Consider the following 15,817-nt stretch of genomic DNA (forward strand, 5'->3'; position numbering starts at 1 on the left):
CGCCAGTATTTCGCAGGCGTAGACCAACGGCAGCATCCTGTCCCCCTTCCGCGCGGGCGGTCTACGTGCGTAGCGTCATCAATGACATGTTCACACCATGGACTTGTCAACATCGGATCCCCCCCACCACCGAGGCTCTTTCGGAGGCCCGTAATGCCCGTGCACAGATCCGGCACGCCCCGCTTCTCCCTCGCCGCCGCGCTTCTCGCGGTCCTGGCTCTCCTCCTCACTCTCCCCGGCGCGGCCACCGCCGCCGACAAGCCGGTCCGCGGCGAGGCCCACATGGGCATGGGCGTCGCCACCCACGACGGCGTGGGCGGTCTCCCGCGCGACTCCCGCAACGTCCAGACCGAGGGCGTGGACGTCTCCAGCCACCAGGGCAACGTCGCCTGGTCCACGCTCTGGAAGAGCGGTGTGAAGTGGGCCTACGTGAAGGCCACCGAGGGGACGTACTACAAGAACCCCTACTTCGGGCAGCAGTACAGCGGCTCCTACAACGTCGGGATGATCCACGGGGCGTACCACTTCGCCACCCCCGACACCACGAGCGGCGCGACCCAGGCCGACTACTTCGTCAACAACGGCGGCGGCTGGTCCCGCGACGGCAGGACCCTGCCGGGCGCCCTGGACATCGAGTGGAATCCGTACGGCTCGGCCTGCTACGGCAAGACGGCGTCCGGCATGGTCACCTGGATCCGTGACTTCGTGAACCGCTACAAGGCCCGCACCGGCCGCGACCCCCTCATCTACACGGCCACCTCCTGGTGGAAGCAGTGCACCGGCAACTACTCGGGCTTCGGCGCGGTCAATCCGCTGTGGATCGCCCGCTACGACACGACGGCGGGCGAACTCCCGGCCGGCTGGGTGTACTACACCATGTGGCAGTACACCTCGACGGGCCCGACGGTCGGCGACCACAGCAGGTTCAACGGCGCCTACGACCGCCTCCAGGCGCTGGCCTACGGCTGACGGCCGGCGTCACCGCCCCTCGTGAGAAAACCCCCGGCGCCGTCGCGCCGGGGGTTTCCCTCTGCCCCGCGGCCCGGGGTGGGTAAGGATGGGGCGTATGTACGTGCACGGGAAGAGGCTGTTGCTGTGGTGCGTCGCCGCCGTCCTGACCGGATCCACCGCGTGCGCCGCGCCCGCCCGCTCGGCGGCGCCGGCGCGGGCCCCCGCGCCCACCCCCGGGACATCGGCGGCGCCCGGTGCGGGCCTGCCGTCGGTGGGCGTACTGACCGGCGAGGACGGCCACTGGTGCACGGCGAGCGTGGTGGACAGTCCGAAGGGCGACGTCGTCGCGACGGCGGCGCACTGCGTGTTCACGGACGGGGAGTACTTGGAGGACTTCTCGTTCGCCCCCGGCTTCCGCGGCCCGGGCGAGGGCACGGCCCCGTACGGCACCTGGAAGGTCCGGTCGGTGCAGGTCGACGACGGCTGGCGCGAGGCCGGTGACGAAGCCGTCGACTACGCCTTCCTCACCCTCGAGCCGGACGCGAAGGGGCGCAGCGTGCAGCAGGTGGTGGGCGGCGCGGCACCCGACTGGTCGTCACGGCCGGACCGCCGGGTGACCGTCGTCGGCTATCCGAACGCCGACCACAATCCGGGGAACACCCCGATCGCCTGCACGACGGACGCCACCGCTGATCCGGACCTGAAGGGCTCCATGGTGATGGAGTGCGCGGGCTTCTGGGACGGCACGAGCGGCAGCCCCTGGCTCGCCGACTACCGGGACGCACGCCGTCCGGGCCACCTGATCGGCGTTCTGAGCGGCGGCGACACGGACACCGAGTCGACGGCGGTGCTCTTCGGCGCACGGGCGCGGACGCTCTACGAGCGGGCGGCCCGCGCGTAGACGTTCCGCTCACACGCCGGGCCGGTCCCTCCCACCCGTCCAGGGGCAGGAGGAACCGGCCTCGCGCCGGGAGCTACGCCGCCGCCGTCACCAGCACCTCCGCCGGGGCGAGGGCGATCTCCAGGACCTGGCGGACGTCGGTCACCGGGTGGACCTCCAGCTTCTCCAGGATCTCGGCCGGGACGTCGTCCAGGTCGGCCTCGTTCCTCTTCGGGATCACGACGGTCGTGATGCCCGCCCGGTGCGCGGCCAGCAGCTTCTGCTTCAGACCGCCGATCGGCAGCACCCGCCCGGTCAGCGACACCTCACCGGTCATCGCCACGTCCGTACGGACCAGGCGCCCGGAGAGCAGCGACGCCAGCGCGGTCGTCATGGTGATGCCCGCGCTCGGGCCGTCCTTGGGGACCGCGCCCGCCGGGAAGTGGATGTGCACGCCCCGGTCCTTCAGGCCGGTCACCGGCAGCTCCAGCTCCGCGCCGTGCGACCGCAGGAAGGAGAGCGCGATCCGCGCGGACTCCTTCATCACGTCACCGAGCTGTCCGGTGAGCGTGAGTCCCGCCGCGCCCGTCTCCGGGTCGGCCAGCGACGCCTCCACGAAGAGGACGTCACCGCCGGCGCCGGTGACCGCCAGGCCGGTGGCCACACCGGGCACCGAGGTGCGCCGCTCGGCCGGGTCCTGCGCGGACTCGGGGACGTGGTGCGGCCGTCCGATGAGCGCCCGCAGATCGTCCGGGGAGATCGTGAACGGCAGCTTACGGTCGCCCAGTTCGTGCTGCGCCGCCACCTTCCGCAGCAGGCGTGCGATCGAGCGCTCCAGGGTGCGGACACCCGCCTCACGGGTGTACTCGCCGGCCAGCTTGCGCAGCGACGCCTCCTCCAGGACGACCTCGCCCGGCTCCAGTCCCGCGCGCTCCAGCTGACGGGGCAGCAGGTGGTCGCGGGCGATGACGACCTTCTCGTCCTCGGTGTAGCCGTCGAGCCTGACCAGTTCCATACGGTCGAGCAGGGCCTCCGGGATGGCTTCCAGGACGTTGGCCGTGGCGAGGAAGACGACATCGCTCAGGTCGAGTTCGACCTCCAGGTAGTGGTCCCGGAAGGTGTGGTTCTGCGCCGGGTCGAGGACTTCGAGCAGCGCGGCGGCGGGGTCGCCGCGGAAGTCGGAGCCGACCTTGTCGATCTCGTCGAGCAGGACCACCGGGTTCATGGACCCGGCCTCCTTGATGGCGCGCACGATACGGCCGGGCAGCGCGCCGACGTAGGTACGCCGGTGGCCGCGGATCTCCGCCTCGTCCCGGACGCCGCCGAGCGCGACGCGGACGAACTTGCGGCCCATCGCGTGTGCGACGGACTCGCCCAGCGAGGTCTTGCCGACGCCGGGCGGGCCGACGAGCGCGAGCACGGCGCCGCCCCGGCGGCCGCCGACCACACCGAGACCGCGTTCCGCGCGCCGCTTGCGCACGGCCAGGTACTCGGTGATGCGTTCCTTCACATCCTCCAGGCCCGCGTGCTCGGCGTCGAGGACGGCCTTGGCGCCCTGGATGTCGTACGCGGAAGCACTGTCATCGGTTCGCTCGTTCCACGGCAGTTCGAGGACGGTGTCGAGCCAGGTGCGGATCCAGGAGCCCTCGGGGGACTGGTCGCTGGACCGCTCCAGCTTCTCGACCTCCTTGAGGGCGGCCTCCCGGACCTTCTCGGGAAGGTCGGCGGCCTCGACCCGGGCGCGGTAGTCGTCCGGCTCGTCCTCGGTGCCGCTCTCTCCGTTGAGCTCGCGCAGCTCCTTGCGGACGGCTTCCAGCTGACGCCGCAGCAGGAATTCGCGCTGCTGCTTGTCGACGCCCTCCTGGACGTCCTTGGCGATGGACTCGGCGACCTCCTGCTCGGCGAGGTGGCCGCGCAGCTGCTCGGTGGCGAGCCTGAGCCGGGCGACCGGGTCCTCGGTCTCGAGCAGTTCGACCTTCTGGCCGGCCGTCAGGAAGGGCGAGTAGCCGGAGTTGTCGGCGAGGGCCGAGACGTCGTCGATCTGCTGGACGCGGTCGACGACCTGCCAGGCGCCGCGCTTCTTCAGCCAGCTGGTGGCGAGCGCCTTGTACTCGGTGACCAGCTCGTTCACCGAGCCGGGCAGCGGGTCGGGGACCGTCTCCTCGACGGTGGTGCCCTCGACCCACAGGGCCGCGCCCGGCCCTGTCGTACCGGCGCCGATCCGCACGCGGCCGCGGCCGCGGATGAGGGCACCGGGGTCGCCGTCGGAGAGCCGCCCCACCTGCTCCACGGTGCCGAGCACGCCGGTACCGGCGTACGTCCCGTCGATCCGGGGCACCAGCAGCACCTTGGGCTTGCTGCCCGCCGCGGCCGCCTGCGCGGCCTCGACCGCGGCACGCACGTCGTTGTCGGACAGATCGAGCGGCACCACCATTCCGGGCAGCACGACCTCGTCGTCGAGCGGCAGCACAGGCAGAGTGAGCGTCGAGTACTCCGTGGACTCAGCAGCCATGATCTCCCCTTCAGCAGTCAAGTTGAGCTATGCCGACTCAATGCTCGTGAGCCGTGGATTGTTCCCCTGCGGCTGTTCGCTCTGAGCGATCGCTCTCGAGCTGAGGGTCCCGCCGGGTGCGGCGGAGGGGTGGTCCTCTCCCGCCCGACCCGGCATGCTCGGGGCCATGACCATGCGCGGGCACGGACGAAACACGTGGTGCGCGGGGCTGTTGCTGGCCGTCGCGCTCGGAGTGACCGGCTGCGGGACCACGGCACCGCCGCCCCCGGACCGGTCGGCGCCGACCGGCGGCAGCGGGATGCCGTCACCGCCCGCCGAGGGACCCTCGGGCACTCCGGCGCCGGCGAAGCACACCCCCGACCCGGACGAGGTACTCGTCCATGTGAACGTCAGCGGCGGCTTCGCGGGCGTCAGCAACGACCTGACCGTCCGTTACGACGGGCGCTACACCTCCCGGTCGGGGACGAAGCCGGAGCGCACCGGCCGGATGTCCCCGGCCGAGGTCGGGACGCTGCGGGAGGCCCTGGAAGACCCCGCCTACGCCAAGGTGCCCGCCCGGCCCGCCGGGACGCCCGTCTTCGACGGCTTCCAGTATGTGATCGCGCATCAGCACCGGGTCGTCGTCACCGGGGACGGGGAGCGCCCGCCCGCTCTGGACCGGGTGCTCGCGGCGCTGCCCGACGACGCACGACTGACCAGCAAGTGACCCCTGCCAACAGCGCGAGCGGATGGCCCCAGTCGCTGAGCGGATCCTCGAACGCCAGCAGGTCACTGACCAGTACGAGCGAGGTCCCGCCGAGGAGGGCCGTCCGGGCCGGCGCGCGGAGCAGGCCGGCGAGTGCGCCGACGCAGGCGAGCAGCCCGAAGCTGATGCCGTAGTCGAGCCGGTGGAGCGACGACTCGGGCAGCCGCCCGGCCAGGACGGAGAGCCCGACCGGCACCTCGGTGGCGAGGGTCGCCACGACATGCCCGGCCAGGAAGACACCCGCCGTGCGCACCCCGCCGACGCGGCGCTCCAGGGCGGTGAGGACGAGGACGAAGCCGAGGGCGTACGGAGAGGCGAGGCCGCCCGCGATCCACAAGGCGCTGGCGACGAGGACGAGCAGCGGCGTGCGGGCGAGGTGGGCGGCGTCCGTGCTCGAACCCCGGAGCAGCGCGGCGACCGTGTCCGGGTCGCCGAACCGCGCGTACAGGGAGGTCGCGACGAGGACGAGGGCGTAGCAGAAGGTGAAGGGGGTGCCCGTGGGTGTGGGCAGGAGAGCGGCGGCCCGGGGAAGCGGGCGGCAGGCTCGGGACGGGGTGGCGGTCCGCTGGGACGGGAGAACGTTCAGCAGTGGAGCGCCTTCCTCGGGCGCCCCGGTCGCACGCCCCTCGGACACGCCGGACGCCGTGGCCCTTTCGGCCGTTCCGGGCGGGGGAAGCCGGTGCACCGCGCCAGATCCCTTCGTCCGCTGCCTGTCGACACGTCCCCCGGGTCCACCCTGCCCCACCCGCGGCGATCACCACTCCCCGCCTCCCGTGACCTCCGTCACGCCCCGAGTGGCCAATGCGCTTGTCCCGACCCGTGCCGTACGGGGAGGATGGGCCGACGGCGTCCGGGTACGCGAGACGTGTCCGGAACCGTCCGACACCTACCCGCACACGGCAGGAGGCTCCCCGCCATGTCCGCCCCCGTCACCCTCGACCGGCGCGAAGGACCGTACGGGGAGGTGGTACTGCGACGGGACGGGTCCCTCCTCCAGATCATCGCCAACGGCACGTTCCTGATGGACACGTCCGACGGCCGCTCCGAACGTCTGCTGATCGACGCGGCGGCCCAGGTTCTCGGCGGCGCCCCGGGCCACTCCGTCCTGATCGGTGGACTCGGCGTCGGATTCTCCCTGGCGCACGCGGCGGCCGACCCGGGCTGGTCGCGAATCGCGGTCGTCGAGCGCGAACAGGCGATCATCGACTGGCACCGCGAGGGGCCGCTCGCGGCGATTTCGGGACAGGCGCTCGGCGACCCGCGCACCGTGATCCTGCACACGGACCTCGTGGAGTACCTCCACACCACCCCGGACACCTACGACGCCCTCTGCCTGGACGTCGACAACGGCCCGGACTGGACCGTCACGGAGGACAACGAGAACCTGTACTCCCCCGCCGGGCTGGCGTCCTGTCGGGACCGGCTGACACCGGGCGGCGTGCTCGCCGTGTGGTCGGCCCGGCCGTCGGAGAAATTCGAAGAGTCGTTGCGGAATGCCGGATTCAGCGGGGTAAGAACCGAAGAGATCCACGTTGCCCGAGGCGTTCCCGATGTGGTGCACCTCGGCGTCCGGGCTGCGTAGCCGGGACGGCGCGACTGCCTTTACGCTGCTGACTCACACACGGATCACGGCCGGACGGAAAACGGCCACACAGAACTACGTGCGGTGCGCGACAGCGCGACAGGGGCGGGGCGATGGAGCAGACACACACCAGCCACAACGGTGCGGCGTCGTACCCGACGACCAGCGCCCAGCGACGGGTCCTGGTCGTCGAGGACGACACCACGATCGTGGACGCCATCGCCGCCCGGCTACGGGCCGAGGGTTTCCTGGTCCAGACGGCGACCGACGGCCCTGCGGCCGTCGACGCGGCGGAGGCCTGGCAGCCGGACCTGATGGTCCTCGACGTGATGCTGCCGGGCTTCGACGGGCTGGAGGTCTGCCGCCGTGTCCAGGCCCAGCGCCCGGTCCCGGTCCTGATGCTCACAGCGCGTGACGACGAGACCGACATGCTCGTGGGTCTGGGAGTCGGCGCGGACGACTACATGACCAAGCCGTTCTCGATGCGCGAGCTGGCGGCACGGGTGCACGTCCTGCTGCGCAGAGTGGAGCGGGCGGCGCTCGCCGCCGTGACGCCGCGCAGCGGCATCCTGCGCCTGGGCGAGCTGGAGATCGACCACGCCCAGCGCCGGGTCCGGGTGCGCACCGAGGACGTGCACCTGACGCCGACCGAGTTCGACCTGCTCGTCTGCCTGGCGAACACGCCGCGCGCGGTGCTCTCCCGGGAGCAGCTGCTGGCCGAGGTGTGGGACTGGGCGGACGCCTCGGGCACCCGGACGGTCGACAGCCACATCAAGGCGCTGCGCCGCAAGATCGGGGCGGAGCGGATCCGTACGGTCCATGGCGTGGGATACGCGCTGGAGACCCCGGCGCCATGAGCACGCTCCGGCCCCGGGTGCGGGAGGCGCACACCGGACGACGGGCACGCAGGGTTCTGATCTCGATCAAGACCAAGCTCGGCGCGCTGGTCGTCGGATCGGTGTTCATCACCTCGGGGCTGGCCCTGGTGGCCATAAGGACGGCCACCGAATTCCGCTACATCACGGTCTTCGCGATGATCGCGACGCTGTTGATCACCCAGTTCGTGGCGCACGGCCTGACCGCGCCGCTGGATGAGATGAACACGGTCGCCACCTCCATCTCGGACGGCGACTACACCCGGCGCGTCCGGGGCGCGGACCGCCGCGACGAGCTCGGGAACCTCGCCTCCACGATCAACCGGATGGCGGACGACCTGGAGGCCGTGGACCGGCACCGCAAGGAGCTGGTCGCCAATGTCTCGCACGAGCTGCGCACCCCGATCGCCGCGCTGCGGGCGGTCCTGGAGAACGTCGTGGACGGCGTCTCGGCCGCCGATCCGGAGACGATGCGTACGGCCCTGAAGCAGACCGAGCGCCTCGGCCGGCTGGTGGAGACCCTGCTCGATCTGTCACGACTCGACAACGGTGTCGTCACGCTGAAGGCTCGGCGTTTTGAGGTGTGGCCCTACTTGTCGGGAGTGCTGCGGGAGGCGAATCTGGCCGCCTCCCAGCGTGGCCTGTCCTCCGGATCGGGCCATCACACCCGCACCGACGTCCATCTGCACCTCGATGTGTCGCCGCCGGAGCTGACCGCCCACGCGGACGCGGAGCGGCTGCACCAGGTGATGGCGAATCTGATCGACAACGCCGTGAAGCACTCCCCGCCGCACGGCCGTGTGACGGTACGGGCCCGGCGCGGCCCGCAACCGGGCTCGCTGGAGCTGGAGGTCGAGGACGAGGGCCCCGGCATTCCGGAGTCGGAGCGGCGCAAGGTCTTCGAGCGGTTCAACCGGGGCAGCGTGGCCGCGCCGCACGGGCCGGGAAGCGACGGCGGTACGGGTCTCGGCCTGGCGATCGCCCGCTGGGCGGTGGATCTGCACGGTGGCCGTATCGGTGTGGCCGAATCCGCACGTGGATGCCGTATCCAGGTCACTCTTCCGGGCAGCCTCCAGGCGACCGGTTGACGTAGGGTTCGAACCGGAAGCCCGCGTTCTGCGTCCAAGTGAACGGGACGTTGCCAGGGATGCGCGCCGAAGGGCGCGCAGCCGCGCTGTCGCGTACCCGTAACACAGGGGAACCACGCTTGTTTCCCGCCATTGTGTACGCCGAAACACTTCGTCAAGTGTGACTTGCGCGACGTTGGCACGCCCGGTCTGCACCTCTCGGCCGGGGAGGCGTAGCCTTTATTTCCGCTGTCCATCACCTTGTGAAGCGGAAGAGGGCGGTTGCCGCCGTGTCGTCTCAGTCCCCCAGTAACTCGAGCATCTCGACCGACCAAGACGAGCAGGGTAAGAACCCTGCCGCCGCCTTCGGTCCCAATGAGTGGCTCGTCGACGAGATCTACCAGCAGTACCTCCAGGACCCGAATTCGGTCGACCGTGCCTGGTGGGACTTCTTCGCCGACTACAAGCCCGGTACGCCCGGCACGGCCGAAGCTCCCCCGACCGGTACCGCAGCCGCGGGGGCTGCGGTGACCCCGGCGCCGGCCGCTCCGGCCGCCCAGGCGCCCGCCGCGCCGGCCCGGGCCCCCCAGGCCCCGGCCACGCCCGCGGACCGGACCCCGGCCCCCGCGGCCGCGCCGGCCGCTCCGGCGAAGCCCGCGGCCGCCGCCCCGGCTCCGGCCAAGCCCGCCACGCCCGCAGCAGCCGCCGCACAGCCGGCTGCCGCGAAGGCGCCGGCCAAGGCCGAGCCCGCGGAGGCGCCCGCCGGGCCCGAGCTCGTGACGCTGCGCGGCCCGTCCGCCGCCGTCGCGAAGAACATGTACGCCTCGCTGGAGGTGCCGACGGCCACGTCCGTCCGCGCCGTCCCGGTGAAGCTGCTGTTCGACAACCGGATCGTCATCAACAACCACCTCAAGCGCGCCCGTGGCGGGAAGATCTCCTTCACGCACCTCATCGGGTACGCGATGGTGCAGGCCCTCAAGGCCATGCCGTCGATGAACTACTCCTTCGCGGAGAAGGACGGCAAGCCGACCCTGGTGAAGCCGCCGCACGTCAACTTCGGCCTCGCCATCGACCTGGTCAAGGGCAACGGCGAGCGCCAGCTGGTCGTCGCGGCCATCAAGAAGGCCGAGACGCTCAACTTCTTCGAGTTCTGGCAGGCGTACGAGGACATCGTCCGCCGCGCACGGAACAACAAGCTGACGATGGACGACTTCACCGGCGTCACCGTCTCGCTGACGAACCCCGGCGGCCTCGGCACCGTGCACTCCGTGCCGCGGCTGATGCCCGGGCAGTCCGTCATCATGGGCGTCGGCTCGATGGACTACCCCGCCGAGTTCCAGGGCACCTCCCAGGACACCCTGAACAAGCTGGGCATCTCCAAGGTCATGACGCTGACCTCGACGTACGACCACCGGGTCATCCAGGGCGCCGCCTCCGGCGAGTTCCTGCGGATCGTCGCCAACTTCCTCCTGGGCGAGGAGGGCTTCTACGACGAGATCTTCAAGGCCCTGCGGATCCCCTACGAGCCGGTCCGCTGGTTCAAGGACATCGACGCCTCGCACGACGACGACGTCACCAAGGCGGCCCGCGTCTTCGAGCTGATCCACTCCTACCGGGTCCGCGGCCACGTCATGGCCGATACCGACCCGCTCGAGTACCGCCAGCGCAAGCACCCCGACCTGGACATCACCGAGCACGGCCTCACCCTGTGGGACCTGGAGCGGGAGTTCGCGGTCGGTGGCTTCGCCGGCAAGTCGATGATGAAGCTCCGCGACATCCTCGGCGTGCTGCGCGACTCGTACTGCCGCACCACCGGCGTCGAGTTCATGCACATCCAGGACCCGAAGCAGCGCAAGTGGATCCAGGACCGTGTCGAGCGCTCGCACTCCAAGCCGGAGCGCGAGGAGCAGCTGCGCATCCTGCGCCGGCTGAACGCCGCCGAGGCGTTCGAGACCTTCCTGCAGACCAAGTACGTCGGCCAGAAGCGGTTCTCGCTGGAGGGCGGCGAGTCCGTCATCCCGCTGCTCGACGCGGTCATCGACTCGGCGGCCGAGTCGCGTCTGGACGAGGTCGTCATCGGCATGGCCCACCGTGGCCGGCTGAACGTCCTGGCGAACATCGTCGGCAAGTCGTACGCGCAGATCTTCCGCGAGTTCGAGGGCAACCTCGACCCGAAGTCGATGCACGGCTCCGGCGACGTGAAGTACCACCTGGGTGCCGAGGGCACCTTCACCGGCCTGGACGGTGAGCAGATCAAGGTCTCGCTCACCGCCAACCCCTCCCACCTGGAGGCGGTCGACCCGGTCCTGGAGGGTGTCGTCCGCGCCAAGCAGGACGTCATCAACAAGGGCGGCACGGACTTCACGGTCCTGCCGGTCGCCCTGCACGGTGACGCGGCCTTCGCGGGCCAGGGTGTCGTGGCCGAGACGCTGAACATGTCGCAGCTGCGCGGTTACCGCACGGGCGGCACGGTCCACATCGTCATCAACAACCAGGTCGGCTTCACCGCCGCCCCGGAGTCGTCGCGTTCGTCCATGTACGCGACCGATGTGGCCCGCATGATCGAGGCTCCGATCTTCCATGTGAACGGCGACGACCCGGAGGCCGTGGTCCGCGTCGCGCGGCTCGCCTTCGAGTTCCGCCAGACGTTCAACAAGGACGTCGTGATCGACCTCATCTGCTACCGCCGCCGCGGTCACAACGAGGGCGACAACCCGCAGTTCACCAACCCGCAGATGTACAACCTGATCGACAAGAAGCGTTCGGTGCGCAAGCTGTACACCGAGTCGCTGATCGGCCGCGGGGACATCACCCTCGAAGAGGCGGAGCAGGCGCTCCAGGACTTCCAGGGCCAGCTGGAGAAGGTCTTCGCGGAGGTCCGCGAGGCGACCAGCCAGCAGCCGGCCGAGGCGCACGTGCCCGAGCCGCAGCCCGACTTCCCGGTCCCGGTCACCACCGCGGTCTCCCAGGAGGTCGTGAAGCGGATCGCCGAGTCGCAGGTGACGATCCCCGAGCGGATCAAGGTGCACCCGCGTCTGATGCCGCAGATGCAGCGCCGCGCGGCGTCCATCGACGACGGCACCATCGACTGGGGCATGGGCGAGACGCTGGCCATCGGCTCCCTGCTCATGGAGGGCACCCCGGTCCGGCTGTCCGGCCAGGACTCGCGTCGTGGCACGTTCGGTCAGCGCCACGCGGTGCTGGTGGACCAGGAGACCGGCGAGGACTACACGCCGCTGCTCTACGTCGCCGAGGACCAGGCCCGCTACAACGTCTATGACTCGCTGCTCAGCGAGTACGCGGCGATGGGCTTCGAGTACGGCTACTCGCTGGCCCGCCCGGACGCGCTGGTCGTCTGGGAGGCCCAGTTCGGTGACTTCGTCAACGGCGCGCAGACCGTCGTCGACGAGTTCATCTCCTCGGCCGAGCAGAAGTGGGGCCAGACCTCCGGCGTCACCCTGCTGCTGCCGCACGGATACGAGGGCCAGGGCCCGGACCACTCGTCCGCCCGCCCGGAGCGCTTCCTCCAGATGTGCGCGCAGGACAACATGACGGTCGCGATGCCGACGCTGCCGTCGAACTACTTCCACCTCCTGCGGTGGCAGGTGCACAACCCGCACCACAAGCCGCTGATCGTCTTCACCCCGAAGTCGATGCTCCGCCTCAAGGCGGCCGCGTCGAAGGCGGAGGAGTTCACCACCGGCGGCTTCCGCCCGGTGATCGGCGACGAGTCGGTCAACGCCGCGGACGTCCGCAAGGTCGTCTTCTGCTCCGGCAAGGTCTACTACGACCTCGACGCCGAGCGTAAGAAGCGTGGCGTGACGGACACGGCGATCATCCGCCTGGAGCGCCTGTACCCGCTGCCGGGTGCCGAGCTGCAGGCCGAGATCGCCAAGTACCCGAACGCCGAGAAGTACCTGTGGGCCCAGGAGGAGCCGGCGAACCAGGGTGCCTGGCCGTTCATCGCGCTCAACCTGATCGACCACCTCGACCTGGCCGTCGGCGCGGACATCCCGGGCGCCGAGCGACTGCGCCGCATCTCGCGGCCGCACAGCTCGTCCCCGGCGGTCGGCTCGAAGAAGCGCCACGAGATCGAGCAGGCCCAGCTGGTGGCCGAGGTCTTCGACGCCTGACCGGGCGCGATCGACAGGTCGCCGTACCCGCCGGAGGGCCCGGCATCCCGAGGGGGATGCCGGGCCCTCCGGCGTGTTCCGGCCGTGTCAGACGGGCTGCGGCTCGAAGTCCCAGTACGGGCGCTGGCGGCGGCGCGCGCTGAGCGTGTGCGGATGCTGGTCACCGAGGGTGTCCGCGAGCGCCCGGATGACCTCCTGCTCCTTGTCGGCCGCGTCCTTGACCCGGCGCAGGGCGCGCAGGTCCGCGGCGTGGGCCGCCCAGGCGGACAGCGTCAGCGGATGGGTCTCGCCCAGGACGGCCTGGGCGCGCCGCGCGGTGTCGCCGCTGAGTTCGAGCGCGCGGTCCTCGTCGCCGGACAGGGCGCGGGCCCCCGAGGTGTTGAGGCCGCAACCGAGGGTCCAGGGGTGCTCGTCGCCGACGGCCGCCCGCATCCGGGACAGGGCCCGCTCGGACATGTGCAGGGACTCGTCGCGGTCGCCGGCCTCGGCGCGGACCAGGGAGAGATTGCCGAGGACCCCGGCGGTGAAGGGGTGCCCGTCGCCCAGGAGGGCGCTGTACTCGTCGGCGGCGCGCTCGGCCAGCTCACGGGCGCGACCGGTGTCGCCGTGTTCGCGCAGCAGGGTGGCGTAGTCGGCGAGCACGGCGAGGGTGTCGGGGTGACGCGGGCCGTGGACCTGTTCGGAGCGGGTGAGGACGGTCCGCATCAGTGCTTCGGCGCTCTGGTACTCGCCGCTGCGGCGCAGACAGAGCGCCAGGTTCTGTTCCGCCCGCAGCGTCTGCGGATGGTGGCGGTCCATGATCTGCCGGTGCATCCGGACGTTCTGTTCCTGGCGTGAGGTCGCCTCGGGGTAGCGGCCGAGGCGGCGCAGCAGCGTCGCGCAGTCGATGCCGCTGGCGAGCGTGCTCGGATGGCGGAGCTTGAGGACCCGCTCGCGGGCCTGGAGCACCTCCATGTGCATCAGCAGAGCCGCTTCGTACTGTCCGAGCTGGGCGAGGACGGAGGCGAGGTTGTGCCGTGCGGAGAGGGCGCGGGGGGCCGTGTCCCCGAGGAGCCTGCTGTAGGCCTCCCAGACCTCCGCGAACAGGACGCGGGCCTCCTCGTACGCCGCCAGGGCCATGAGGCTGCCACCGAGGCCGGTCTTGGCGCGGAGCAGTTCATTGCTGTCGGTGGCGTGCCGCTGGAGCTGGTCGACCGAGTTGCGGCCCATCGCCTCGGCCTCGCGGTAGCGGCCGACCCTGCGCAGCATGATCGAGTGCAGATACTCAAGGAGCAGCAGGTTCCGGTTGATCGGGGCGAGCCGCTGCTGCCAGCGGGGCAGCGCCTTCTCGCACAGCTGGAGCCCGGCCGAGTGCTCTCCGCGTACGCGCAGGTAGTCGATGCAGTCCAGGACCAGCTCCTGGACGTCGGGGTCGGTGCTGTCGAAGGCTCCGGCGTAGTCGAGATGCGGGATGAGCTGGGCGTAACGGGCCCATAGGCGGGTGTCGTTGGGGTTGCGCGGTGAACCGCTGACGAGGACCCGGCAGGCGGTCTGCGAGGCCGCCTCGCGCTCCTGTTCCGGCATCCCGTCGCGGAGGTAGCCGTGGTACAGGTGGTGCATCTGGACCGACTCGACACCGGGGTCGAGGTTGGTGTCGGCGGGGTAGTCCATCCGCATCACGGCCGTCGCCTCGTGCAGCCGGCGCAGATTGGTGTGCCAGCCGATGGGGTCGGCGGCGAGCGCGGCGAGGTGCGCCGGCAGGTCCCCGGGGCGGGCCGTCTGGATGAGGCCCACGGGGATCGCGTCGGGCGAGAAGAAGCCGAAGACCTTCAGGAGTTCGGCGGCGTCCGGGTGCTTCTCGCGGAGCATGTTCTGAGTGAGGGACCAGCTGGTCCAGACGCTCTTCTTGTAGTCGTCGTCGGCGATGCTGATGCCGAACTGGTTGGGCTTTCCGCTGCGGATGCGCTCGATGTACGTCTCGACCGGCATGGTCTCGTTGATGTCCAGCCAGGCGGCCGTCTGGTTGAGAAGCAGTGGAAGGTCCTGTACGGCGTCGGCCAGGGAGTCCGCCTGCTGGGGGCTCAGCCGGGCCGCGCGGCGGCGGGCGAAGGCGATGCTCTCCCGCCGGGTGAAGGGCTGGACCTCGATCTCCACCGTCCGCCCGAGCGCCGCCCAGTCCCTGGTCAGGGTGGTGATCAGGACGTGTCCCGGGCCGTCGGGGAGCAGCCCCTCGATGCCGTCGATGCTGTCGGCGCCGTCGAAGACGAGCAGCCAGTTGCGGTGGGGCCGGCCGCTGCGCAGGGTGTCCTGGACGGCGCGGATCCGGTCGCCCGTCTCGCGCCCGGCGGGTAGTTCGAGACGGGTCGCGAGCTCGGCCAGCTGCTCGCGGGCGGTGCCGGGATAGCCGGAGTTGACCTGCCAGACGATGTCGTACTCGTTGCGGAAGCGGTAGGCGTACTCGCGGGCGATCTGGGTCTTGCCCACCCCCGAGATCCCCCGCAGGACACAGCGCTCGCCCTCGCCGGAGCCCCGGGTGAAGACGTCGTGGATCTCGTCGAGGATCGCGTCGCGGCCGGTGAAGCGCTCGTTGCGGGGCGGTACGTTCCACTGCGCCTGGTCGTCGTTGGGGAAGCGCGGGGCGTCCTCGTCGCCCGCGGCCTGCTCCCCGTCGCCGAACGGCCGGGGGCGCTCGACGCCGAGCCTGCGCAACAGCCGGCGCCGCGCCTCGCGGGCGTCGAGGCCCAGGAGGTTGACCGGGCCCAGGGCGGCGGCCGTGGTGGGCAGTGTGCCGGTGGCGACGTTGACGGCGGCGAACCGGTCGGCGTTCGGCGGAACGACCTCGCGCAGCGCCTCGGCCCACTCGGAGGCGGGCCGGGGGCCGAGGCCGAAGTACCAGTCGTCCAGCACCAGGAGCACCCGGCCGGGCGCGTCCAGAAGGTCCATGAGCGCCTCGACGAGCGTGGTCTCCACGGCGGGGTCCCAGCGCAGCATGGACGTGCTCAGCCCCTGCTGTTCCAACTGGTGCGAGATCCAGGCCGCCCACGGGCGGCTGGAGCCCGCGTGACTGATGGTGATGTGCTCGGCCATGCGACC

General features: G+C 71.0%; 10 protein-coding genes. 7 read left to right on the forward strand and 3 right to left on the reverse strand.

What is annotated here, in order from left to right:
- Window positions 1-153: 153 nt before the first annotated feature.
- Both ACZ7J0_RS30450 and ACZ7J0_RS30455 read left to right on the forward strand, forming a co-directional pair.
- Window positions 154-969 (forward strand): lysozyme, encoded by an 816-nt coding sequence (locus ACZ7J0_RS30450; protein ID WP_470892761.1) that lies wholly within the window; start codon window positions 154-156, stop codon window positions 967-969.
- 97 nt (window positions 970-1,066) lie between these two features.
- Window positions 1,067-1,852 (forward strand): trypsin-like serine peptidase, encoded by a 786-nt coding sequence (locus ACZ7J0_RS30455; protein ID WP_470892763.1) that lies wholly within the window; start codon window positions 1,067-1,069, stop codon window positions 1,850-1,852.
- 73 nt (window positions 1,853-1,925) lie between these two features.
- Here the strand turns inward: ACZ7J0_RS30455 and lon are convergent, their stop codons facing one another.
- Entirely contained in the window at window positions 1,926-4,343 is a 2,418-nt protein-coding gene (lon, locus tag ACZ7J0_RS30460) for an endopeptidase La (protein ID WP_470892765.1), read from the reverse strand.
- Between the two features lie 166 nt (window positions 4,344-4,509).
- On the opposite strand from lon, the gene ACZ7J0_RS30465 reads away from it, so the two are divergent.
- Window positions 4,510-5,049, forward strand: coding sequence for a hypothetical protein (locus tag ACZ7J0_RS30465; protein ID WP_470892767.1), 540 nt, complete (start codon window positions 4,510-4,512; stop codon window positions 5,047-5,049).
- On the opposite strand, the gene ACZ7J0_RS30470 is transcribed toward ACZ7J0_RS30465, so the two are convergent.
- A complete protein-coding gene (locus tag ACZ7J0_RS30470; protein ID WP_470892768.1) occupies window positions 4,967-5,722 on the reverse strand; it encodes a rhomboid-like protein in 756 nt (251 codons plus the stop codon). The two genes, ACZ7J0_RS30465 and ACZ7J0_RS30470, sit on opposite strands and share 83 nt — an antisense overlap.
- Before the next feature lie 282 nt (window positions 5,723-6,004).
- Between ACZ7J0_RS30470 and ACZ7J0_RS30475 the strand changes: the two genes are divergently transcribed.
- From ACZ7J0_RS30475 to ACZ7J0_RS30490, 4 genes are all read left to right on the forward strand, one after another.
- Complete coding sequence (locus ACZ7J0_RS30475) at window positions 6,005-6,670, forward strand: spermidine synthase family protein (protein WP_470892770.1); 666 nt, start codon at window positions 6,005-6,007, stop codon at window positions 6,668-6,670.
- A gap of 113 nt (window positions 6,671-6,783) precedes the next feature.
- Window positions 6,784-7,527, forward strand: a complete 744-nt coding sequence (locus tag ACZ7J0_RS30480) for a response regulator transcription factor (protein ID WP_468707138.1) — start codon at window positions 6,784-6,786, stop codon at window positions 7,525-7,527.
- Window positions 7,524-8,633, forward strand: coding sequence for a HAMP domain-containing sensor histidine kinase (locus ACZ7J0_RS30485; RefSeq protein WP_470892772.1), 1,110 nt, complete (start codon window positions 7,524-7,526; stop codon window positions 8,631-8,633). The genes ACZ7J0_RS30480 and ACZ7J0_RS30485 overlap by 4 nt, the downstream gene beginning before the upstream one ends.
- Window positions 8,634-8,902: 269 nt before the next feature.
- Complete coding sequence (locus ACZ7J0_RS30490) at window positions 8,903-12,745, forward strand: multifunctional oxoglutarate decarboxylase/oxoglutarate dehydrogenase thiamine pyrophosphate-binding subunit/dihydrolipoyllysine-residue succinyltransferase subunit (RefSeq protein WP_470892774.1); 3,843 nt, start codon at window positions 8,903-8,905, stop codon at window positions 12,743-12,745.
- An 87-nt stretch (window positions 12,746-12,832) separates the two neighbouring features.
- On the opposite strand, the gene fxsT is transcribed toward ACZ7J0_RS30490, so the two are convergent.
- Window positions 12,833-15,811 (reverse strand): FxSxx-COOH system tetratricopeptide repeat protein, encoded by a 2,979-nt coding sequence (fxsT, locus tag ACZ7J0_RS30495; RefSeq protein WP_470892776.1) that lies wholly within the window; start codon window positions 15,809-15,811, stop codon window positions 12,833-12,835.
- Between the last annotated feature and the right edge of the window lie 6 nt (window positions 15,812-15,817).

This window comes from Streptomyces sp. NPDC038280 (assembly GCF_055600045.1).